Origin of the sequence: Bacillus sp. FSL K6-0069, assembly GCF_038007785.1 — a bacterium.
Lineage (GTDB): Bacteria > Bacillota > Bacilli > Bacillales > Bacillaceae_G > Bacillus_A > Bacillus_A mobilis.
Window position 1 is genome coordinate 1,665,744 of record NZ_JBBOXN010000001.1, and the last position, 20,448, is coordinate 1,686,191.

General features: G+C 34.7%; 25 protein-coding genes and 1 pseudogene. 17 read left to right on the top strand and 9 right to left on the bottom strand.

The window, feature by feature from the left end; all coding sequences use genetic code 11:
* Positions 1–2: 2 nt before the first annotated feature.
* From MHB74_RS08660 to MHB74_RS08675, 4 genes are all read left to right on the top strand, one after another.
* On the top strand, positions 3–839 hold the full coding sequence (locus tag MHB74_RS08660; RefSeq protein ID WP_061680563.1) for a TrmB family transcriptional regulator: 837 nt from the start codon (positions 3–5) through the stop codon (positions 837–839).
* Positions 832–1,557: an AzlC family ABC transporter permease gene (locus MHB74_RS08665; protein WP_061680564.1), complete on the top strand. Its 726-nt coding sequence runs from the start codon at positions 832–834 to the stop codon at positions 1,555–1,557. Before MHB74_RS08660 ends, MHB74_RS08665 begins: the two co-directional genes overlap by 8 nt.
* Positions 1,548–1,859 (top strand): AzlD domain-containing protein, encoded by a 312-nt coding sequence (locus MHB74_RS08670; protein WP_000425942.1) that lies wholly within the window; start codon positions 1,548–1,550, stop codon positions 1,857–1,859. The genes MHB74_RS08665 and MHB74_RS08670 overlap by 10 nt, the downstream gene beginning before the upstream one ends.
* 62 nt (positions 1,860–1,921) lie before the next feature.
* Positions 1,922–2,092 carry a DUF3951 domain-containing protein gene (locus MHB74_RS08675; protein ID WP_061680565.1) on the top strand — a complete coding sequence of 57 codons (171 nt, stop codon included), beginning with the start codon at positions 1,922–1,924 and terminating at the stop codon, positions 2,090–2,092.
* Positions 2,093–2,116: 24 nt separating this feature from the next.
* Here MHB74_RS08675 and MHB74_RS08680 read toward each other — a convergent pair whose 3' ends face one another.
* From MHB74_RS08680 to MHB74_RS08705, 6 genes are all read right to left on the bottom strand, one after another.
* Positions 2,117–2,476 carry a hypothetical protein gene (locus tag MHB74_RS08680; protein ID WP_061680566.1) on the bottom strand — a complete coding sequence of 120 codons (360 nt, stop codon included), beginning with the start codon at positions 2,474–2,476 and terminating at the stop codon, positions 2,117–2,119.
* A 14-nt stretch (positions 2,477–2,490) separates the two neighbouring features.
* Positions 2,491–3,081, bottom strand: a complete 591-nt coding sequence (locus tag MHB74_RS08685; RefSeq protein WP_061680567.1) for a dienelactone hydrolase family protein — start codon at positions 3,079–3,081, stop codon at positions 2,491–2,493.
* A gap of 2 nt (positions 3,082–3,083) precedes the next feature.
* Positions 3,084–3,419 (bottom strand): antibiotic biosynthesis monooxygenase family protein, encoded by a 336-nt coding sequence (locus MHB74_RS08690; RefSeq protein WP_061680568.1) that lies wholly within the window; start codon positions 3,417–3,419, stop codon positions 3,084–3,086.
* 69 nt (positions 3,420–3,488) lie between these two features.
* A complete protein-coding gene (locus MHB74_RS08695) occupies positions 3,489–5,714 on the bottom strand; it encodes a glycosyltransferase (protein ID WP_061680569.1) in 2,226 nt (741 codons plus the stop codon).
* A gap of 214 nt (positions 5,715–5,928) precedes the next feature.
* Complete coding sequence (locus tag MHB74_RS08700; protein ID WP_016088502.1) at positions 5,929–6,108, bottom strand: H-type small acid-soluble spore protein; 180 nt, start codon at positions 6,106–6,108, stop codon at positions 5,929–5,931.
* Between the two features lie 66 nt (positions 6,109–6,174).
* Entirely contained in the window at positions 6,175–7,389 is a 1,215-nt protein-coding gene (locus MHB74_RS08705; RefSeq protein WP_061680570.1) for a helix-turn-helix domain-containing protein, read from the bottom strand.
* A 119-nt stretch (positions 7,390–7,508) separates the two neighbouring features.
* On the opposite strand from MHB74_RS08705, the gene MHB74_RS08710 reads away from it, so the two are divergent.
* The gene (locus MHB74_RS08710; protein WP_061680571.1) at positions 7,509–8,777 is read left to right on the top strand and encodes an MFS transporter; all 1,269 of its coding nucleotides are present in this window, start codon (positions 7,509–7,511) and stop codon (positions 8,775–8,777) included.
* 126 nt (positions 8,778–8,903) lie between these two features.
* Positions 8,904–9,428, top strand: a complete 525-nt coding sequence (locus MHB74_RS08715) for a DUF4398 domain-containing protein (RefSeq protein ID WP_061680572.1) — start codon at positions 8,904–8,906, stop codon at positions 9,426–9,428.
* Between the two features lie 40 nt (positions 9,429–9,468).
* On the opposite strand, the gene MHB74_RS08720 is transcribed toward MHB74_RS08715, so the two are convergent.
* Positions 9,469–10,362: a LysR family transcriptional regulator gene (locus MHB74_RS08720; protein ID WP_061680573.1), complete on the bottom strand. Its 894-nt coding sequence runs from the start codon at positions 10,360–10,362 to the stop codon at positions 9,469–9,471.
* A gap of 162 nt (positions 10,363–10,524) precedes the next feature.
* Between MHB74_RS08720 and MHB74_RS08725 the strand changes: the two genes are divergently transcribed.
* From MHB74_RS08725 to MHB74_RS08745, 5 genes are read left to right on the top strand one after another with little or no spacing between them, the layout of a single operon-like run.
* Positions 10,525–11,517, top strand: a complete 993-nt coding sequence (locus tag MHB74_RS08725; protein WP_061680574.1) for an ABC transporter ATP-binding protein — start codon at positions 10,525–10,527, stop codon at positions 11,515–11,517.
* Complete coding sequence (locus MHB74_RS08730) at positions 11,495–12,520, top strand: ABC transporter substrate-binding protein (protein ID WP_061680575.1); 1,026 nt, start codon at positions 11,495–11,497, stop codon at positions 12,518–12,520. The genes MHB74_RS08725 and MHB74_RS08730 overlap by 23 nt, the downstream gene beginning before the upstream one ends.
* 12 nt (positions 12,521–12,532) lie before the next feature.
* Positions 12,533–14,203, top strand: a complete 1,671-nt coding sequence (locus MHB74_RS08735) for an ABC transporter permease (RefSeq protein ID WP_061680576.1) — start codon at positions 12,533–12,535, stop codon at positions 14,201–14,203.
* Positions 14,200–15,462: an MBL fold metallo-hydrolase gene (locus tag MHB74_RS08740; protein ID WP_061680577.1), complete on the top strand. Its 1,263-nt coding sequence runs from the start codon at positions 14,200–14,202 to the stop codon at positions 15,460–15,462. Before MHB74_RS08735 ends, MHB74_RS08740 begins: the two co-directional genes overlap by 4 nt.
* 20 nt (positions 15,463–15,482) lie before the next feature.
* Positions 15,483–16,316, top strand: coding sequence for a hypothetical protein (locus tag MHB74_RS08745; RefSeq protein WP_061680578.1), 834 nt, complete (start codon positions 15,483–15,485; stop codon positions 16,314–16,316).
* A 53-nt stretch (positions 16,317–16,369) separates the two neighbouring features.
* Here MHB74_RS08745 and MHB74_RS08750 read toward each other — a convergent pair whose 3' ends face one another.
* Positions 16,370–16,792, bottom strand: coding sequence for a YfmQ family protein (locus MHB74_RS08750; protein WP_061680579.1), 423 nt, complete (start codon positions 16,790–16,792; stop codon positions 16,370–16,372).
* Between the two features lie 41 nt (positions 16,793–16,833).
* Between MHB74_RS08750 and MHB74_RS08755 the strand changes: the two genes are divergently transcribed.
* From MHB74_RS08755 to MHB74_RS08780, 6 genes and pseudogenes are all read left to right on the top strand, one after another.
* Positions 16,834–16,950, top strand: coding sequence for a multidrug transporter MatE (locus MHB74_RS08755; RefSeq protein WP_080685354.1), 117 nt, complete (start codon positions 16,834–16,836; stop codon positions 16,948–16,950).
* Positions 16,951–17,015: 65 nt separating this feature from the next.
* The gene (locus MHB74_RS08760; RefSeq protein ID WP_061680580.1) at positions 17,016–17,177 is read left to right on the top strand and encodes a hypothetical protein; all 162 of its coding nucleotides are present in this window, start codon (positions 17,016–17,018) and stop codon (positions 17,175–17,177) included.
* Between the two features lie 150 nt (positions 17,178–17,327).
* A complete protein-coding gene (locus tag MHB74_RS08765) occupies positions 17,328–17,963 on the top strand; it encodes a cupin domain-containing protein (RefSeq protein WP_061680581.1) in 636 nt (211 codons plus the stop codon).
* A gap of 111 nt (positions 17,964–18,074) precedes the next feature.
* Positions 18,075–18,224 (top strand): annotated as a pseudogene (locus MHB74_RS08770) (serine hydrolase); the annotation flags it as partial.
* Between the two features lie 121 nt (positions 18,225–18,345).
* Complete coding sequence (locus tag MHB74_RS08775) at positions 18,346–18,915, top strand: histidine phosphatase family protein (RefSeq protein ID WP_061680582.1); 570 nt, start codon at positions 18,346–18,348, stop codon at positions 18,913–18,915.
* A gap of 247 nt (positions 18,916–19,162) precedes the next feature.
* Positions 19,163–19,534 (top strand): hypothetical protein, encoded by a 372-nt coding sequence (locus MHB74_RS08780; RefSeq protein ID WP_000461767.1) that lies wholly within the window; start codon positions 19,163–19,165, stop codon positions 19,532–19,534.
* 18 nt (positions 19,535–19,552) lie between these two features.
* Here MHB74_RS08780 and MHB74_RS08785 read toward each other — a convergent pair whose 3' ends face one another.
* Positions 19,553–20,413, bottom strand: coding sequence for an alpha/beta hydrolase (locus tag MHB74_RS08785; protein WP_061680583.1), 861 nt, complete (start codon positions 20,411–20,413; stop codon positions 19,553–19,555).
* Between the last annotated feature and the right edge of the window lie 35 nt (positions 20,414–20,448).

Consider the following 20,448-nt stretch of genomic DNA (forward strand, 5'->3'; position numbering starts at 1 on the left):
TGATGGATGAAATTATAAAGGAATTACAAAAGTTAGGTTTTTCCCAGTATGAATGTAAAGCGTATATTGGACTACTAAAACATTCCCCAGTAACAGGGTATGAAGTGAGTAAGCAAACAGGGGTACCTCGTTCGATGATTTATGAAGTACTCGGTAAATTGATGGATAAAGGAGCAGTGCATATCGTTCCTACTGAACCAGTAAAATATGTACCAGTACCAGCTACGGAGTTAATGAATCGAATGCGAAAAGATTTTGAAAAGTCCTTTGAATTTTTAGACCAGAAATTAAATGGTTTAGAACAAGAGCGACAAATAGATGTAATTTCGCATATTCGTTCAAATGATCGTGTTGTAAAAGAAATATGCAATATAATTAATAGAGCGAAGGAAGAGTTATGGATTTCTGTATGGGAAGATCAAGTGCATGAAATTGAACCATATATTCATCAAAAGGAAGAGGAAGGTGTACATATATTTTCAATCTTATTTGGTGCTCCCCATACAAAAATAGGCGCGACGTTTCACCATAATTATATGACGCCACACGTTGTCGAAAAGAGAATGGGTGGTCATTTAACTGTTATTGCTCGTGATGGAGAGGAAGTATTAATTGCGAACTTCTCAAATGATAGCACTTCATGGGCCGTTACAACATATGACCCAGCACTAGTTCTCGTTGCTACAGAGTATGTGCGGCACGATATTATGATTGAAGAAATCACGAAGGAATTCGGAGCGGATAAGTTAGATACGTTATGGCGTGAAAATATAGATTTAGTTCATGTCGTAACAGGAAAACGAACGATGAAGGGAATGGAGGATGATACGGATGAGTAAAGCTCAGGCACATGTAGCTTTGCAGAGCGATGATACATTTCAGCAAGGAGTAAAAGATTGTTTACCGACTGTATTTGGTTATTTGAGCATCGGTATAGCAGCTGGTGTAATTGCAAAAACAGCAGGTTTCTCCATCATTGAAATTGCGTTTATGTCCACTTTAATTTATGCAGGTTCTGCCCAATTTATATTAGCTGGTATGTATGCAGCCGGTGCTCCTGCTTCAGCAATCATTTTTACCGTCTTTTTTGTTAATTTACGCCACCTTTTAATGAGTGCTGCGCTCGCGCCGTACTTTACGAAACTGCCACTATTAAAAAACGTAATGATCGGTTCTCAAATTACAGATGAAACGTTCGGGGTTGCAGTGCAGCATGCAGCGCAAAAAGGATATGTAGGTGACAGGTGGATGATGGGGTTAAATGTCACAGCATATTTAAATTGGATTCTTGCTACTATTATTGGCGGGCTGTTTGGTGAGTGGATACCTGATCCGCATACGTACGGGATGGATTATGCATTACCAGCAATGTTTATCGGATTATTCGTCCTTCAGCTCATAAGTAGTAAACTGAAACTAGCAATTCATCTTACTGTTGCAATTGTAGCGATTATGATTGCATACGTTTCACACTTATTTATGCCAGATAGTATAGCGGTTATTATCGCAACATTACTAGCGGCGACGATTGGAGTTGTGATTGAAAAATGGAAATGAGATTGGACGTACTATTACTTTTACTAGCAGCTGGAGCTGTCACACTCGTGCCACGTATTTTACCTCTACTCGTATTTAGTAAACTACAAATTCCAGACTGGGGTTTAAAATGGTTAAATTACATACCAATTGCGATATTAGCAGCACTTTTAGCACAAGTATTATTTATGCATGAGACGATGCAGTGGGATTATCTTATCGCAGCAATTCCAACATTTCTTGTAGCGATATATACTCGTAGTTTATTAGGTACAGTATTAACGGGAGTGATTGTGATTATTTTGTTACGTTTCTTTTTCTAAAAAGGATTACGCTCATATAATAGCGAAAGGTGTAATAACATGAACGATATAGGGGTGGTGTTATGATACTTTTAACGATAGGAGCAATTTTGTTAACGTTGTTTATTTTCTTTATTATCGGCTTCATTACGTTTATGATGTTTGTTGATAAGGCGACACCTCAAATATATTACACACCTTGTGAATCAGTGACAGTGAAGAATAAAGGTAAACATAGAAGGAAGAAAAGTTGATTGTTGGCTTTTCTTCCTTTTCTATTACATCCCCGAAAGAACTAACAACAATAACCCAAATAGAAAACTAATAAAAGAAAGAAAACCGATACATATGGAGAACACACGATTGTTTCTCCATTCGCGCCAGAAAACGATAAATCCTAAAATACAAAGAAAAAACCAGATGGGCAGGAATATGAATTCGCTAACTTTCTCAGGAAGTAACGTATAAAAAGTTGTTACATATAAGATCCAATTTGTAAAAAATAAAATACAAACGATAATAGATTGTAAGTGGGGGCGCTTGAAAAACTCCCCTTTTTTTACGGTTATAAAAATGATAGTTAGCGCTGCGAAAAAGGCAATGAATATGAAAAGAAATAAGAGTAATGTAAGTGTCATTTACATCTCCTTTATCAGATTGTTTTTGCAAGAAATGAATCTATAATATTGTATGCCTGTTTAGTAGAGTTCTCGCTATATTTTTCAGTGTACGGATTTAGAAATCCATGTTCACCGTGTAGTTGTTGTATTTCTAGTAAAGGATTGTTTTGTTGCTGCAATGTTTGAATGAAAGAGGATACTGAAAAGCTAGTTTCTTTTTCAGGGAAAATAAGTAAGGTAGCACATGTTGGTTTCATCTGAATATAGTCACGTATACGGGAACCGTAACATCCAATAATAAAATCTATTTTCGGATTGTTACTGCATAGCCATGAGATGGTAGCGCCAACACTAAAGCCGATAAGTCCTATATGTGTGTAATTACTAGAGAGACTAGTAATGAATTCTTCAATTTTCTTTTTACCATCCTCAAACCCAATATGATTCATAAAAAAATGATATGCTTTTTCTTCATCACTATAATGAAACGCATGTTGCGATTGTAGAAGATTAGGACAGAATACATCTATATGAGATGAAGTGAAGTGTTGGGTAACGTGATGCATATGGTCATTCACACCATATATTTCATGAACAGCAACGAGAGCACATTTTTTCTTCATCGTTACAATGTACCTCTATGAAACTTAAACTCTTTCTCAACACGGCATATACGCAGATGGAAATTTTCATACCATTGCTCACGACCTCTTTTTTTCGCTTCTTTATGTAAGGCGTTTTGTTTCCAATTTTCAATTGCTTCAAGTGATTCCCAATAAGAAATGGTGATTCCGAGTCCTGCATGATCACGTGCACTTTCTACACCTAAAAATCCAGGTTGCTGTTTTGCAAGCTCCTCCATTTTGTTCGCAACGCTACTATAATCTGTCGTATCAGTTGATAAATGAGAAGTGAATATAACTGCATAATAATGACTCGTTTTTTGTGGAGCATGTTTCATATGATTTCCCCCTTTTATACATATTTTAGCATATAAAAAAGAAAAGAAGCACGAGGCTTCTTTTCTTTCTTACGCTGTAAATTTTAACCCAGCATATATTTTACGACCCTTTTTTTGAATCCAACATACTTGAGCCTTTTTCTTTTGAATATTACGCTCATTCATTGTTACTTGGATAACTTGATCAATGGCGAGTGGGGTGTTCGTTTGTACTTGGCACCCTCCGGTACTATAGTCGATAATGGTCGCTTCAATTGGCATCCCGTTCATATGCAATGTTCCAGGAGCCATAAGTTCTTCACGTATATGTTGCCTGCGAAATTGCCTTGGTGATTTCTTTGTGTTTTTTACGAAAGATGCAATTGCAAGGATAAGATACGCTTTATCGTACACCTTTTCAACACGGTCATTAACCGGCTTACTAAATAGATGAAGAACGAGTTTACAATATTGTTCATGAGATACATCATCAAATGATACACCAACTTGCACGGAATTTGCTTGTCTCCGAATCCATTTTTTTGTACTATGAATCTTTTCTACTTCTCCAAAAGATAATGTATAGGAAGATAGGCTTGATAAAGTTTCAAATGGAATGGATGAATCAATTTCAAAACGTGCACCAGTTTCACTAATATCAAGAACGCGGCAAGAAATGGTCATATCTTCTGCATATAAAGCACCTGATAAATTAACAAAAAATCGTTCAGAGTTTCGGAAACGCGGTCTTTCAAACGCTACAAATAATGAAGTGACAATAGCTACCCCATTGTATAGTACCCAGAAAATATTAATATATAAACTTTCTCTTTCAATATGATATTGTTCAGGGTATAAGAGCATAAGTGTAGCTCTTATAAGTGCAATTACTGTTAAAATGAGTAATACGAGGTGAGGGACACTTGCAATCCATAAAAAATGTCTCGTATTATTTTGGACGCCTTTTCTCGTTACATGAAATTGAAACTTTTTCCGTAAGAACGTCTCTGATAAAATAGCAAATCCCATATAAGGAGCCATTGCAACTTCATATACATGACTCCACGTAGTTGTTCGTTTTTTATTAGAAACAGCTTTGAAAATAAGCTGTGACGTTAAAAAGGCGGGAGCCCAAAACATAAATAATTGCATAAAGTTAATTTCTAAACTATAAATATCAAATACTAAAAATAATAGTGGAGCTAGTAAAAATACCATTTTATAAATGCCGAAAAACCAATAATGGATTCCATCTGCATATAAAATTCGTTGCATAATAGACAATCCTTTTAAAGTGAAAGGATTCCATTTTTTCACGACTTGAATATTCCCTCGGCACCAGCGATCCCTTTGTTTTAATAAATCGCTAAAAGTTTCTGGGGATAATCCAACTGCTAATGTTTCATTGACAAATACAGTTTCCCATTTGTTCGCTTGTAGGAGCATACCAGTTGCCATGTCCTCAGTAATAACACCAGTAGCAAATCCTCCAATTTCTTCTAGCGCAGTACGGCGAAATAGAGCATTACTACCAACATACATCGTAGCGTTAAAACGATCTTTTCCTTCCTCTAATTGACGCATAAAGAAATCTTGTTCATTGGCGATATTATCTTCAAAAAATAAATTATATTGGAATGGATCAGCATTATAAAACACTTGTGGCGCTTGAACAAATACAACATTATTTTTAGAAAAATAACCAATCGTTCGCTCTAAAAAGTTAGCTCTTGGTACCATATCAGCATCCATTGTAACGATAATATCACCTGTCGAATGGGTCATGGCATGATTTAAGTTTCCTGCTTTTGCATGTTTGTTTTCAGTACGAGTAATATAGTGAACAGAAAATTCACTAGCAAGAGTTTTAACACTTTCCCGCCTGCCATCATCACAAATGTAAATATTGAGTAACTCTTTCGGATAAGTAATCATTGTACAACCTGCGACCGTTCGTTTTAATAAATCGAGTGGTTCATTGTAAGTTGCGATAAAAATGTCGACAGTAGGCAATTTTTTGAAAGCAGATAATGGTACTTCTTTCCTTTTATAAGGCTTCCAAGAAATAACGCTAAAAACGATAGATTGTAAATACCCAGCCCACTCTGTAAGTAACAATATAATACCGGCAATAATACTTATAAGATTAATAGTTGGTAACGAATAAAAAGTTCGCCAAATAAGATAAACGGCATTACTAACGAGAAATAGAATAATGAGCAGTTTCTTTGACCATAAATATTTGTGGGCGAGAGCGTATGTAATAATGATTATGAAAAAAATAATACCTAAACCTTCGTATATAGAAAGGTTCATAAAATTCCTCCTTCATGCATAAAGTGGGAAATGAAAAATTTATAAGTATTCGATATTTATCTATAAAGATTTAACCATTTCCGAATTATACAATATCACAAAATATAGAATAAGAGTATAAAATTTACATCTTCTTATTATAAGATGGAGAAATGATAGTGGCATCTGTGTTTCATAAGAAAAATGCCACTTCAAAAAAATGAAGTGGCATTTTTTATATTTCCTCTAAGCTATTAACTGGAACAGTTAATTCGCGTCCTGGATTTTTTACTTCATATATGCGGGCGGTTTCGTTGTTTTCATCGACGTGTTGAATGGTAACAGGCATGCCTTGAAAACTGACATTCGCTTGTTCTGATGACACAGAAAGCTCTTTTGCACGTTGAATATTCATTTATATTCCTCCCATCATTATTATCTTTGCTAAAAAGGAGGAATAATATACCATTTCGAGACATTCTTAAAGTTTTTGTATTATTTGTAATGTTTCTTTAATAAATGCAGAGAAAATAGAATCCGGATACGATTGTATCATTTCATTTGCTTCTGTTGCTTCTTCAAGAGCTCTTTTTTTATCATTCAGTTTGACGTAACAAAGTGCGCGATATGCACCTGCTGTTGTAAGCCACGATTGATCAAGCGGATGGTTCATATAATCTGGTATAATAGCACGTTGCAATGCTTGTAAAGCTTCTTCGTAACGTTTTAATCCGTATAAAGCTTTTCCATTTTCAAGATAATACAATCCGTCGTCTTGAAAAATTGGCTGATCTTTTAGTTTTTCTCGAAATTGTTCTACATGTTTTAATGCGATTGTATATTCATTAGTAATCGTGTTGTAGTAGTAAGCTTTTAAAATATCGATCATCGCAATGGATAGAGTGTCTTCTGTAAAAATGGCAAATTGCTCAGATTTTTTTATGTAATATAAATATTGTTCTTTATCAACTGTAATGACTTTTTGGTAAGATAAAATCCGGTAAAATACATCTGTTTTATAATACACTTGATGTTTTTTTGAAAATGCGAGTGTCTCTAATATCGTTTCTTCACATTTTTTGTAATCGCCACATGCTAGTAATATGATGGCTTCATATAAACATAAATCAATATGTATAATAAGATCCATTTCTAAATGTTTCTCTTCATAATCATTTCTAATATTAGATATAAGTTGTAAACATTCTGCATACTTTTTACGTGTGAATATTGCAAAAGATAATTTTAATTTTGTTTCCGTACTGTCGCGGTATAACTTATATTTTTCAAAAATAGAAACAGCTTTTTCTACGTAAGATTCAATGTTGTAATCTTTTATAATTACTGCGGCAGTTACGAATTGTTTGTATATACGAGCCGTATTTAAAGTAGAAGGGAGCTCTTTTTGAACGATAGGTAGTAGGGTCTTATACACTTCATCACATTTATTTTCCTTTATGAGTTGCTCCATTTTTGTAATGAGTTCTGCAATTTCTCCATCATCTTCTTCTAGTAAAAAACTTGTTTCACATCCTAGTTTTTCAGCGATATATTGTAATGTTTTCATGGAAGGTGTAGCTTTTCCATTTTCAATTTGACTAAGCATACTTTTTGTAAGTTCCGAACCTGCCAGCTCTGTTTGTGTAAGTTTTTTTTCTTTACGTAGCGCTTTAATTTTTTCGCCGAGGGTTGCCATATTATTGCTCCTTTATCATTGGAAAAGTTAAATTGTATTTAACTTTTTGTTGTAAAAATTGGAAAGTCGATTATATAATAAGTTTAACACAATTTAACTTTTAAGGGGAGAGAGTCATTATGGGAGATGTAAGTATAGGACAACATGATACAAGAATGAAGATTGCAACGAGAAATATTATTTTAATGATGATTGGAAAGATGACGTCTTTATTAGGGGCAGGAATTTATACATTTGCGATGGGGTTATACGTTTTAAAGACAACTGGTTCAGGAATGGGTTTTGCAATTACGCTCGTTTGCGGATCACTTCCAAGGATGATTTGCGGTCCGATTGCGGGTGCTGTAGCTGACCGTGTGAATCGAAAATGGCTTGTCATTGGCACTGATTTATTAAGTAGCTTAACGATGCTTATTATGTTTATTCTTGCTACTATATTTGGACCATCACTTCTTTTTATTTATGTTTCAGCAGCATTATTATCAATTTGTGCCAGTTTTTATTCTGTTGCATTAACTTCGTCTATTCCGAGTTTAGTAGATGAAGGGCGTATTCAAAAAGCGAGTGCTTTAAATCAAACAGCAGCTTCTTTATCAAATATATTAGGGCCGATTATTGGCGGAGTTGTATTTGGTTTCTTTTCCATTAAGTCGTTCTTTTTGTTAAATAGTATTACGTTCTTTTTAGCCGTTATTTTGCAATTATTTATTGTATTTGATTTGTACAAAAAAGAAGTGGCTGAGAGTAAAGAGCGTTTCTTGACGAGTATAAAAGAAGGATTTTCATATGTAAAACGACAGCATGAAATATATGGTTTAATGAAAATAGCGCTGTGGGTAAACTTTTTTGCATGTGGGTTAACCGTAGCACTTCCATATATTATCGTCCATACATTGCATCTATCTTCAAAGCAACTCGGTACTGTAGAGGGAATGTTAGCAGTCGGGATGCTAATGGGTGCGATTGCTTTATCAGTGCGTAAAGAAGTGAAGAATCCGTTTCGTTCTATTTATACTGGACTGTTTTTATTTGCGGGTTTAAGTTTATGTACAGTCTTCCCATTATTAGTTACCATTCCAAAAGTGGCAAGTTTTATTTACTATATTGCTTTTATGATGTTAACGGGTATTTCAATTATGATTGTAAATATTCCGATGCAAGTACATATGCAAAAAACGACAGATCCGAGCTATTTAGGGCGTGTGTTTGGCCTACTTGAAACAATTGCTACTGCAATCGCACCACTCGGTATGATTGTGTATGGATTATTATTAGATATGTTGCCTACTAGCATTGTTATGATGACATTAGGCGGAGGTTTATTGTTAGTTGTATTAGTTGGGGTAAAACAACATATGGCAAAAAAACAAGTGGACGTGTCGGTTTAAAAATAAGAAAATAATAAAAATTTGACTTATCATTATAAAAATGACTAAATTAGTATTTTAGTTTTTGAAACTCCTTTTCATGTGTGTTACAGTATAGTGAGCAGACAAAGAAAAGGAGAAAACATCATGAAAAAATTAAGTTTTGTTATGCTTTTTCTGTTAGTTGTAATGGCTGGATGCAGTAATTATGACACGTATATTGAAACTGGTATGCAATCATTGAAAAATGAAAAATATAGTGATGCGATTATGTGGTTTGAAAAAGCGGAAAAAGAGAAAACAGGAAATGAAGCGAAGGCATATAAAGAAGTCGCGCAGTTATTGGATCGCGGTGCGACAGCATTAAAAGATGGTAAGTATTTAGAAACGAAAGATATTGCAAATGAAGTGCTACAAAAGAAAAAAGACGATGCACTTGAAAAAGCTGTAACATCAAATGCAGAGGATATGCTTCAAAAAGCAAAAGATGTGGAAAAGAAAGTAAATAAAAGAGTGGCAAAAAGGAGAAAAGTAGAAGAAGAAGGAATCGATAAACTCATTAAAGCTGTAGACAGTATAGATGATGTAAAAGAAAAAGAGAAGAAAGTTTCAGAAGCATTAGATAAGGCTGAAGAGGCACAAGCAAAAATTGAAGAAAAGAAAAATAAATAGAGTAATAGTGTAAAAGGCTGTCGTGTATAACGACAGCCTTTTAATTTTTTGCTGCATAAGAAGTGATGCTATGTAGTAAAAAAGAAATAATTTTAGAATTCCACCTGTCCTCATGATGAATCGTATAAATGTTACGTTGAAATTCAAATCCAGGGATGGGTATGTAGCATAGTTCATTTCGGTGTACTTCTTGTTCAATAGCAAGTTTAGAAATAAAAGCAACTCCATTACCATATTTTAAAATTTGTTTCATCGTTTCTAATGAATCTAATTCAATTTCAGATTGGAACGTAATGTTATGTTCTAACATCCATTGCGTAAGTAAATCTCTCGTTGTAGATGGGTTACGATGCAATAGTATACGTTCTTTTTCGATATCTTGTAATGATACATTTTCTTTTTTTGAAAAATGATGTTCTTTTGAGAAAGCAAGAACAAGTGTATCAGGTATTATTTTTGTTTCTTTTAAAAGTGATTCATCAAACGGTGCCGCAGAAATTACCCCGAGATCAATTTCATGATTTTGTAGCATCGTTCGAATTTCAGGAGCTGTTTTTACCATAATTGTTATTTTTATATTTGGGAATTCGCATTGAAATTGGTGAATAATTTCTGGTAAAAGATAAGTTGCTGGTACATAACTAGCACCAATTGTTATAGCACCTTTATGAAAATCTTTAAACTCTTGTGTGACCCGCCTAGCTTCTTTCATAAGTGCATCTATTTTACAAGCATAATGATGCAATGCCTCACCAGCCTCTGTTAAGAAATATCTTCCAGAACGTAATTCAAATAAAGGCACACCGAGTTCTTCTTCTAAGCTTTTTATATGGAATGTAATAGTAGGTTGTTTAACACCAAGTTTTTCTGCAACTATCGTAAGTTTTTTATATTTCTTAATAAGCACTACAATTTCTAACTTTAAAAGATTCATTATGAGTTGCCGCCTTTTTTATTTTAACTATAGAAAAAATCTATAGAAATAAATAGTTTATTAGAGGTTTTTTAATTTAATCTTTACAGTACATTAACATTCAGTATAAATCTCCCAGATAGAATGAAAGCAGGTTAAGAGTGAGGGGAGAGAGGTGAAACGATGGATATTAAAATTCATGGATTAGAAAAGACGTTTGGAAAAACGCAGGCGTTAAAACCGTTACAAATTGTTATGAAACAAGGTGAATTCACCACACTGTTAGGACCTTCGGGATGCGGGAAAACGACTTTACTTAGAATGATTGCAGGACTGGAAGAGCCAGATAAAGGTGAAATATATTTTGGAGATAAGTGCATGTATTCTGGTGCGAAAAAAATCAAAACATCTCCTCATGAACGTAATATCGGTATGGTATTTCAAGATTTTGCTTTATGGCCGCATATGACAGTATTTGAAAATGTTGCATTTGGTTTAAGGGCTACAAAGCAAACGAATCAATTACGGGAAAAAGTAGAAGATGCAATAAAGCGAGTTCGCCTGCAAGGGATGGAGAAAAGGTATCCGCATGAACTCTCTGGTGGACAGCAGCAACGTGTCGCATTTGCTAGAGCGATTGTAACGAGACCGCATTTTATTTTATTTGATGAACCGTTGAGTGCACTCGATGCAATTTTGCGAGAAGAAATGCGATTAGAGCTTATGGGTATCGTTCATTCGATCGGATTAACGGCATTGTATGTCACCCACGATCAAACAGAAGCGATGTCAATGTCAGACCAAATTATTGTCATGAAACAAGGAGAAGTATTACAAAAAGGAACACCAGAAGACATTTATGTGAAACCGTCTCATGAATTTGTTGCAAAATTTGTTGGTAAAGCAAATTGGCTTGTAGAGGGGAAACAAATGGTTCGTCCAGAACATGTAAGCTGGACGAAAAATGAAGTGAGTGAAATGTATACAGGTGAAATTCAGCACGTTACATATGTAGGAGAACGGTATGAAATGAAAGTAAACATGGGGGCACTTGGAATATGGACAGCTTATCACAATAGTAAATTAAGCATCGGTAAACCAGTATCGTTATATGTGCCAAAAAAATGTATTCATCATATAGGGGGAGAATCGTATGAAGAAATTCAGTTCGCTTAAGTCTTTATTTGTATGTACTTTATTATTTTCGGCTGTAGTAACAGGGTGTAGTTCAAAGACAGGCAATGCAGATGCAAAGAGTAAAGCTACGAATGAAAAGAAAATTGTTGTATATAGTGCAGGACCAAAAGGATTAGCAGAAAAGATTCAAAAGGACTTTGAAAAGAAAACAGGTATAAAAGTAGAAATGTTTCAAGGAACAACAGGTAAGATTTTAGCGAGAATGGAAGCTGAAAAGAAAAATCCAGTCGTTGATGTAGTCGTACTTGCATCATTACCAGCGATGGAAGGATTAAAAAAGGATGGGCAAACGTTAGCTTATAAAGAAGCGAAACAAGCTGATAAGCTTCGTTCTGAATGGTCGGACGATAAAGGACATTATTTCGGATATAGTGCTTCAGCGTTAGGAATTGTGTATAACACAAAAAATGTGAAGACAGTGCCTGAAGATTGGAGTGATATAACGAAAGCGGAATGGAAAGGAAAAGTGAATCTTCCAGATCCAGCACTTTCAGGTTCAGCTTTAGACTTTGTAACAGGATATGTGAAAAAGAATGGAAAAGATGGATGGAATTTATTTGAACAGCTTAAGAAAAATGAAGTTACAGTAGCGGGGGCAAATCAAGAAGCGTTAGATCCAGTAGTAACAGGTGCGAAAGACATGGTCATTGCTGGTGTTGATTATATGACGTACAGTGCAAAAGCAAAAGGTGAACCGGTTGATATTGTTTATCCAAAAAGCGGAACAGTTATTAGCCCACGAGCAGCAGGGATTATGAAGGATAGTAAAAATGTAGAAGGTGCAAAAGAGTTTATTGATTATTTATTATCAGATGATGTGCAAAAACAAGTTGCTAAAGCGTATTTATTGCCAGGTAGAACAGATATAAAAGCTGAAAATAGACCGAATGTAGAAGAAATTCCGGTACTAAATATTGATTGGAAAATAGTTGAGAAAGAACAAGATGAAATAGGAAAACAATTTAAGAAAGTATTTCAATAAGATGGTGATTACATGGTAAATCGATTCATGTCAGTAAGACAAGTTGGAATGACGGTAGCGTTGTTACTTGTGGCGATGTTAATCGTCATTCCACTTTTCCTCATTTTATTTTCTAGTGTATATGAAAATAGTAGTTGGAATTTTTTAAAGCCTTTTGAAGTGATGCAGAGTGGTGGATTAGCTGGGACTTTTCTAAACTCGATGCTTTTAGGTGTACTCGTAGTAATAGGAGCGACCATATTTGCATTTCCACTAGCGTTTATTATGAGTAAAACAGATGTTGGAAAGTATAGTAAATTGGATATTATTTTTATGATTCCATTTATGACTCCGCCGTATATTGGATCGATGGGCTGGATTTTGTTCATGCAGCCGAACGGCTATTTCGAGCAGTTTTTTCCGATGCTAAAGACGATTTCATCTTCGTTTTTTAGTTTAGGAGGTATGGTTTTAATAATGAGTCTGCATTTATTCCCATTCCTTTACTTCATGTTGAAGAATACTTTACTTCAAATCGGAAGTAGTAAAGAAGAAGCGGCAGCAGTTCATGGTGGAAGCTTTTTCTATCGTTTACGAAAAATCATATTGCCGTTATTAGTATCAAGTTATGTAATGGGTGCTTTACTTATTTTCGTAAAGACGATTGCTGAATTTGGAACACCGGCTACATTCGGACGTAGAATAGGATTTCATGTGTTAACATCAGAGATTCATAAATTTATTTCAAGTTGGCCAATTGATTTTAGTAGCGCAACAGCATTATCTTCTTTATTACTTAGTGCATGTATGCTCATTTGGTATATGCAAAATGTATTGAATCGAAAGTACTCATATGCAATGGTTAGTGGAAAAGGTGTGAAATCTAAAAGGTATACATTGTCTATATTTACACGGGTTGTAGCATGGGTTTATGTAATTGGTTTATTAATCGTATCAATTGGAATCCCGTATTTTTCTATACTGATTGCTTCATTATCAAAATTAAGAGGCGGCGGCTTGCATGTAAACAACTTTACAACGAGCCATTATGAAGCATTGTTTACAATTGGATCTCCAGGATTAGAGGCTTTATGGAACAGTTTTCTATTTTCACTTATAACAGCAATTACTGCTGCTACTATTGGAGTCTTTTTGGCGCTTATGATTCGAAAGGGGAAAAAGTCCTCTGAAAAATGGCTTGATATGTGCGGTATGTTACCAAATATGGTACCAGGAATCGTGATGGTTGTAGGGCTTATTTTGTTCTGGAATTCACCCTATATGCCCCTGTCGATTTACAATACACCAGTCATGGTTATCGTAACGTACGTCGTTCTTTTTTTACCTTATACGGTGCAGTATGTAAAAGCATCGCTTGGACAAATTGATGATTCTCTAGTACAGGCTGGAAGTATTTTTTCTGGAAATTATATTTACATTTTTAGAAAGATAATATTACCCCTTATTATCCCGGGCATTCTTGCTGGATGGGCGATGACATTTACAATCTCGATAAGAGAATTAGTAGCATCACTTCTCGTACTACCTCCATCAGTAGAAACGTCAGCAACATTTATTTTCGCTCAATTTGAACAAGGAGAAGTATCTATTGGAATGGCGATGGCTGTCGTTTCAGTTGGACTTACAACAGTATGTTTATTACTTCTGCAACATATGGAGCAAAAGCGAAAAGGGGTAGCATGATGAAGATAGAAGTATGGGGAGGAGCGGGAGAATACGGTCGTTCCTGCTACTTCGTAAAAAAGAAAGATACGAAAATAGTATTTGACTGTGGTATTAATCGGTCATATGAGGATAGTTATCCAAAAATAGAGAGGGAAGTTGTACCATTTTTAGATGCGGTATTTTTATCACATATTCACGAAGATCATACGATGGGATTACCTTTATTAGCAAAGTATGGATATAAGAATAAAATTTGGACGACTCGTTATACGATGGAGCAACTTCCCGCTTATTATGAAAAATGGAGAAACTACAATTTAGCGCAAGGATGGAATGTACCTTATAACGACCAAAATGTTAAAGATTTAAATTATGTTTGTATTGATGAGATTAGTAATCCGAATGAATGGATACAGATTACTCCTGCATTACGGTTTCAGTGGGGATATAGTGGGCATGTATTAGGGGCTGTTTGGTTTTTAGTGGATATGAGTCATACATATGTATTTTATTCTGGCGATTATTCAGCAGAGTCTAACATATTGCGAGCTAATTTACCTGAGAAATTACGCGGGGGGATAAAAGTCGCAATCGTAGATGCCGCTTATCATACTGACGATGTTTCGCAACATGAACGAGTAAACGAACTGTGTGCAGAAATTGAGCGAGTTGTTCAAAATAAAGGAATAGCGTTACTACCGTTGCCACCGCTTGGTAGGGCACAAGATATTGTATTGTATTTATATGAAAAATATAAAGAACTGCCCATTATAGTAGATCGAGAAATTTTGGATGGTTTTGAAGAGATGTTCGTATACAAAGATTGGCTCAAAAATAATGAAGAACTTGAAGGGCTTATGGAGAATTTAAAAAGAAACATAATCGTTATGGATCATGGCAGCCGTACGCAAAATAGTTATGGAATAGTTGTCATGAGTGATGCGAATATGCAAACGAAGCGAGCGCAGTTATATTATGAACAACTTCGGCATGAAGAACGAAATTCCATTATCTTTACTGGGCATATTGCTAAAGGGAGTTTTGCAGAAAAAGTTTTGAAAGAACGCGTAGGTAAAGGGTGTAGGGTGAAGCGAGTTCCTTATAAAGTTCATCAAAGTATAAGTGACGTTAAGGCAATGTTAAATACACTATTACCAAAACATACGGTGTTAGTACATGCTTTGAAAGAGGATACGGATCGATTACAGAAACAGCTTAGCACGGCGGGGTATGAAAATGTGTATTCACTTACTATGGAACGTATAGAAGTTATTTAAAACGAAAAGGAGATAGGTATATGAAAAAAGTATTTGTATTCGTGAGTATTTTCTTTTGTTGTTTCCTTTATAACGTTAAGGAAGGCTTTGCCGCCAGTCCGATGAAACCTAGTTTTGAAGTGAAATTATTATTAAAACCAGAACAAGTATTAGGTTATAACAAAGAAATAAATCAAGAGGTACTAGAATATTTCCAGGCTGTTACAAATTATGAAAGAATACGAGTGCAATTTTTAGATACGGCAAATAAAGATTTAAGTAAGGAAGGTTGGTTTGCGAGAATTCGAAAGAAAGAATTTAGTAAAGATTTTGAACTAACATATAAAAAAAGATATCCTATTCAAAATGGTGTAATTCAAGATGCACTAGAAGTAGCTAAAAACGATGGATTTGATAGTAAAACTGATAGTTATGAGGCAGAAGTAGATTGGGGATTTGAGAAGAAAACGTTAAGTATTTCAAATAAAAAAAGTTACAGCGCTAAAGGATATGGAGTACTTGATTTACCAAACGAACGAGCCGCTCAAAACATGTTAATAGAAAAGTTACCAGGGAAAATGAACAAATGGCTGTATACGAATTGGGGAGAAGAACTGCTCAAGAACTCTCGTATTTACGGTCCTGTATTAATGAAACGGTATACAGGGGAGTTTGAAAATATAAAAACGAATATTGAAGTTTGGCCACTAAGTAATACAGGGACAATAGAAGATGATTTTGTAATAGAAGTGTCGTTTAAAACAAATGAGGAAAGTATTGCAACAAAACAAAGAGAATTATTAATGAAGAGTGTAGATCAAAAAGGATGGTTGTTACCGAAAGATAGTTTGAAGACAGAGCTTATTTTTCAGTAAATAATAAAAAAGGAATCCATATGCTATGGATTCCTTTTTCCTATATACGAGTATTAAGCTAAGTCAGCTGACACGAACATAGCATTATTTTGAAGGTTTTTAGAGCGTAAACTATAAGCAACTACCTTCTTTTTATATTGCTTTACAACATCAACATGTTCTTCATGACTATAAATGTAAAAGACAAAATCTTTTTTACCACGTTTTGCATTGATAATTAAAGGTGTGCCCTCATTGTATGGTGGTGCATAATAGCGATCCAAAAATAATCCTTCGTTAAAATCATGAATAATTTTGGATTTCTGTTCGCCTTCTAAGTTATTTCCATTGATTGTAACAGTCGCATTCTCTTCTTCAAGTTGTGGATGTGTTTCGTACTTGCTAATGATGGATTCAATAACAGAGTTAGGAAGACTAGAAACGATAATTTTAAATGCCCCAAATACAACTAACATAACAATAAACCAAGTCGTCATAGTATATCATCCCCTTTATTCTATTAAATAATATAACTCATATGGTAATAGTACATATGGTGAAGTTTTGTATAATTTGTGAAAAATATGCCATTTTCATGAACAAAATGTTAGAAAAATCAATTTTGTTACAAAAAGTTGAAATCGAAGTATTTTAAAAGAAAAAGGTTTATAATAAAAACATAACTAATAACAACATTACTAATTATAAGGAAGTGTAACTATGAGTACTGTAACAATCGTATATGGTATTATTCTTTCTACAATTATTGGTTTATTTATTGTCGGGGTATCACGTTATATTCATAAATGGAAAGAAGGCGTTGCGAAATTAAATCACATTGAAGAAGAACTTAGTGATTTAATGTTACATCATGGTAAGTAAAAAGTTTATTTTTTAACTAAACAATGTGAAGAATATCACAAAACATGCTCTCCTTATGAAGGCATGTTTTTTTGTTAGGCACATTCATACATTTTTTCCATACGATACAGTGTGAAAGTAGAAATGTTCGGAGTGGAAAAGAGGGATAAAATGAGTAGTTCAGGTTATGTTCCAGATAATAAAAACTTAAAGAAAAGCTCAGGAACTCCAAACCTTTTCTTTGATTCGAGAAAAAATATCTTTTTTAAAAGGGATGAGAAAAACGTTGCATATGAAGTTACGTCAACGCAGTTACCAGCGATGATAGGTGGAGCATTTGTTGATTTATTTATGACGAAAGGGCATATGCGAGAACCGCATTGGCATCCGAATGCGTGGGAGTTGGATGTTGTAGTATCAGGAGAAGCAGTTACATCCATTTTAAATCCCGAAACGAATCAATTACAAAATTATCATGTAAAAGCGGGGCAAACTGTCTTTATTCCAATGGGATGGTGGCATTGGATCACAGCGGTAACAGAAGAAGTACAATTACATTTGTTCTTCAATAATGATCAGTTTGAAACAGCAGAAGGATCAGACATACTTAGATTAACACCACCAGAAGTATTTCAAGCTGCATACGGTGTAAGTGCAGAAAAATTAGGAAAGGACCTTTCGCCAATTAAGGAGTCAGTTGTAATTGGTCCTCCTAACTCCAATCGACTAAAAGGTGTTAAAGAAAGTGACGACTCAAATATAGTCGTTACGTTAAATGGACAAATAACATCATGTGAAATAGAGTAACTCTTTCTTTTACAACATATTTGTTAGATAGGCTTGGAATAGAAAGAGTAAATGATAGTTTAACAGAGTTAGAGCTTACTAGTCATGACAAGTCATGACAAGTTCACATCGTATACTACAGATAAAAAAGGCAATAAGGTAGAAGCTGTCATTATGTTTAACGATATAGAAGATCAAGTTGCATACCAAAAGCTGAGAAATAATATAGATTATTTTATTCAAGATGCTATAAAAGATGAAGAGTTTAGAAAGAAATTATAATGAAATAATTTTATTATGTAAACAAGGGCGCTTTTTAGAAAGTGTCCTTTTCTTATTATGATACAGGATTTCTTATTTGCTTCATTGAATATAGATTGAAAATAAGAAAGGAAGTTGAAAAATGACGACAATATATTTCGTTCGCCATGCCCACTCTACATATACAAAAGAAGAACGGGGACGACCGTTATCTGAAAAAGGGCATTGTGATGCCGAGAATGTAACACGCTTGTTAAAAGATAAACATATTGATGTTGTGATTTCTAGCCCGTACAAAAGGGCAATCCAAACTGTACAAGGAATTGCGAATACATATCATGTATCGATACAAATAGAAGAAGATTTGCGTGAAAGATTATTAAGTACAGAGCCGGTACAGGATTTTAATGATGCTATGGAGAAAGTGTGGGGAGATTGGAATTATGCATACGAAGGCGGAGAATCAAATGATGTAGCACAAAGACGCGTTGTAACATGTATGCAAAGTATATTAAAAAAATATAAAGGTAAGAATATTGTAATAGGTACTCATGGGAATATTATGGTATTACTAATGAATTATTTTGACTCGAAATATGATTTTCAGTTTTGGAAAACCCTTCATATGCCTGACATGTATAAATTAACTTTTGATAATAATTGTTTCAGTTCTGCTGAAAGAATACAGTCTACAGATTATCAGATAAAGTGAAACTTTAATCAGTGGGGGTTTTGTTCATCCCCCACTGATTATTAGCCTTCACCAATCGGGCTTTTACGGGCAGTTGATCCCCATCTAACTTCTTTGCTTTCGCTGAATTTTGAGGTGGGGGTCTTACTGCCCGTTAATGCGGGGTAAATAATTTGTAAAAGTTTATCAAAAAAAGAGGAAAGAGAGAAGTTATTGTAGAAGTATGACTTTGTAACATAAAAATTATGTGTTAAAGGAGGCTGTTTACATGTTTGAGAAAGAGAAAGAAGGGCTTATTGAAGTTCACAACGTATATGAAATTGCACCAGCAGATGGAACAATTATTGGTATGGCAACGGAAGAAGAAATGGAAATTGCTGCTGAACTTGAGCTGCAGTACTATGCCCATTCTCGTTTGCTAGAAGCAAATATTCAGTTAGACGGTTCCTCCTACAAAGAGTTACTTCAGGAGTTCCAGGAGTACGAAAGAAAATCAATGAGCTTTTGGCGAGCAATACATAAGCGTTTAGCTGTGCCATGGGCATGGGTATTACGTATTGACGTTGCGAATGGCCCTATTTATGTAAGTAATGGGAATTCGTATTACGAAGAAATCGATGATGAAGAAGATTATGAATAGATAAGTAAGGAAGCAGCGTTAGTTGCTTCCTTTTTTTATTTTTAGAGATTGAATTACCTCAATAATAATATCTTGCCGATCATTTTGGATTCCGTGACCAGCATGTTCGGCAAGTATATATTGGCTATGTATTGAGAGCTGTAATTGTTCATGAATTAGTTCTTGCCACATTGCTTCTAGTTGTATCGCTTCCTCTTTTGGCATGCCGCCTTCAGTCAACTGAGTAATAGAATATTGAGGGTCTCTACCGATAACGATTAAAGGTGTTTCTAATGTTTTATGTAGCTTTTTTATTGAGCGAGCACAATTTTTCCACTCACATAGTTCAGAAGCTGTCGCTTTATATAATAGAGGCGAGGTAGAAAATTCAATGTATTGTCTTGGTTGATTAACGAGTATAGATTTTAGTTCATTATAAAGCATGTCTACATTCATTTTGGAGTACGTATTATATTTTTGCAGCCACATATCATCCGAGTCAGTCTGATCAGAAATTGGTAAATGAAGTTCATCTAGTCGGTGTAAGTTCATGGAAGTAGAATCCACTAAAATAAGTGCCTCCAGCTTATCTTCATGTAGCATCGCAAAATGTTGTGCGCATAAGCCGCCATAGGAATGACCGATTAGAATGATTGGCTCGTGAATATCCAGTTTTTGTAGTAACATATAAAGTTCGTTTGTTACTTGTAATGTAGTACGGGAATGATTTCCTAGTTCACTTTTTCCGTAACCAGGGCGATGGTAGGAAACGACTGTAAAATGTTGTGAAAGTTTTTCTATAATAGGAAGCCAATCGTAAAATGAGCAAGTCATCCCGGTTTGAATGACTACCGTTTGTTTACTACTTCCTTTTATATATACTTCTATAGTTTGCCCCAATACCTCTACAAGTTTATAAATAATAAACCCTCCTA

Bases quoted from the DNA above. Each gene is read 5' to 3' on its own strand.
- MHB74_RS08660 (WP_061680563.1), top strand. From the start codon at position 3: ATGGATGAAATTATAAAGGAATTACAAAAGTTAGGTTTTTCCCAGTAT.
- MHB74_RS08665 (WP_061680564.1), top strand. From the start codon at position 832: ATGAGTAAAGCTCAGGCACATGTAGCTTTGCAGAGCGATGATACATTT.
- MHB74_RS08670 (WP_000425942.1), top strand. From the start codon at position 1,548: ATGGAAATGAGATTGGACGTACTATTACTTTTACTAGCAGCTGGAGCT.
- MHB74_RS08675 (WP_061680565.1), top strand. From the start codon at position 1,922: ATGATACTTTTAACGATAGGAGCAATTTTGTTAACGTTGTTTATTTTC.
- MHB74_RS08680 (WP_061680566.1), bottom strand. From the start codon at position 2,476: ATGACACTTACATTACTCTTATTTCTTTTCATATTCATTGCCTTTTTC.
- MHB74_RS08685 (WP_061680567.1), bottom strand. From the start codon at position 3,081: ATGAAGAAAAAATGTGCTCTCGTTGCTGTTCATGAAATATATGGTGTG.
- MHB74_RS08690 (WP_061680568.1), bottom strand. From the start codon at position 3,419: ATGAAACATGCTCCACAAAAAACGAGTCATTATTATGCAGTTATATTC.
- MHB74_RS08695 (WP_061680569.1), bottom strand. From the start codon at position 5,714: ATGAACCTTTCTATATACGAAGGTTTAGGTATTATTTTTTTCATAATC.
- MHB74_RS08700 (WP_016088502.1), bottom strand. From the start codon at position 6,108: ATGAATATTCAACGTGCAAAAGAGCTTTCTGTGTCATCAGAACAAGCG.
- MHB74_RS08705 (WP_061680570.1), bottom strand. From the start codon at position 7,389: ATGGCAACCCTCGGCGAAAAAATTAAAGCGCTACGTAAAGAAAAAAAA.
- MHB74_RS08710 (WP_061680571.1), top strand. From the start codon at position 7,509: ATGGGAGATGTAAGTATAGGACAACATGATACAAGAATGAAGATTGCA.
- MHB74_RS08715 (WP_061680572.1), top strand. From the start codon at position 8,904: ATGAAAAAATTAAGTTTTGTTATGCTTTTTCTGTTAGTTGTAATGGCT.
- MHB74_RS08720 (WP_061680573.1), bottom strand. From the start codon at position 10,362: ATGAATCTTTTAAAGTTAGAAATTGTAGTGCTTATTAAGAAATATAAA.
- MHB74_RS08725 (WP_061680574.1), top strand. From the start codon at position 10,525: ATGGATATTAAAATTCATGGATTAGAAAAGACGTTTGGAAAAACGCAG.
- MHB74_RS08730 (WP_061680575.1), top strand. From the start codon at position 11,495: ATGAAGAAATTCAGTTCGCTTAAGTCTTTATTTGTATGTACTTTATTA.
- MHB74_RS08735 (WP_061680576.1), top strand. From the start codon at position 12,533: ATGGTAAATCGATTCATGTCAGTAAGACAAGTTGGAATGACGGTAGCG.
- MHB74_RS08740 (WP_061680577.1), top strand. From the start codon at position 14,200: ATGATGAAGATAGAAGTATGGGGAGGAGCGGGAGAATACGGTCGTTCC.
- MHB74_RS08745 (WP_061680578.1), top strand. From the start codon at position 15,483: ATGAAAAAAGTATTTGTATTCGTGAGTATTTTCTTTTGTTGTTTCCTT.
- MHB74_RS08750 (WP_061680579.1), bottom strand. From the start codon at position 16,792: ATGACGACTTGGTTTATTGTTATGTTAGTTGTATTTGGGGCATTTAAA.
- MHB74_RS08755 (WP_080685354.1), top strand. From the start codon at position 16,834: ATGGTAATAGTACATATGGTGAAGTTTTGTATAATTTGTGAAAAATAT.
- MHB74_RS08760 (WP_061680580.1), top strand. From the start codon at position 17,016: ATGAGTACTGTAACAATCGTATATGGTATTATTCTTTCTACAATTATT.
- MHB74_RS08765 (WP_061680581.1), top strand. From the start codon at position 17,328: ATGAGTAGTTCAGGTTATGTTCCAGATAATAAAAACTTAAAGAAAAGC.
- MHB74_RS08775 (WP_061680582.1), top strand. From the start codon at position 18,346: ATGACGACAATATATTTCGTTCGCCATGCCCACTCTACATATACAAAA.
- MHB74_RS08780 (WP_000461767.1), top strand. From the start codon at position 19,163: ATGTTTGAGAAAGAGAAAGAAGGGCTTATTGAAGTTCACAACGTATAT.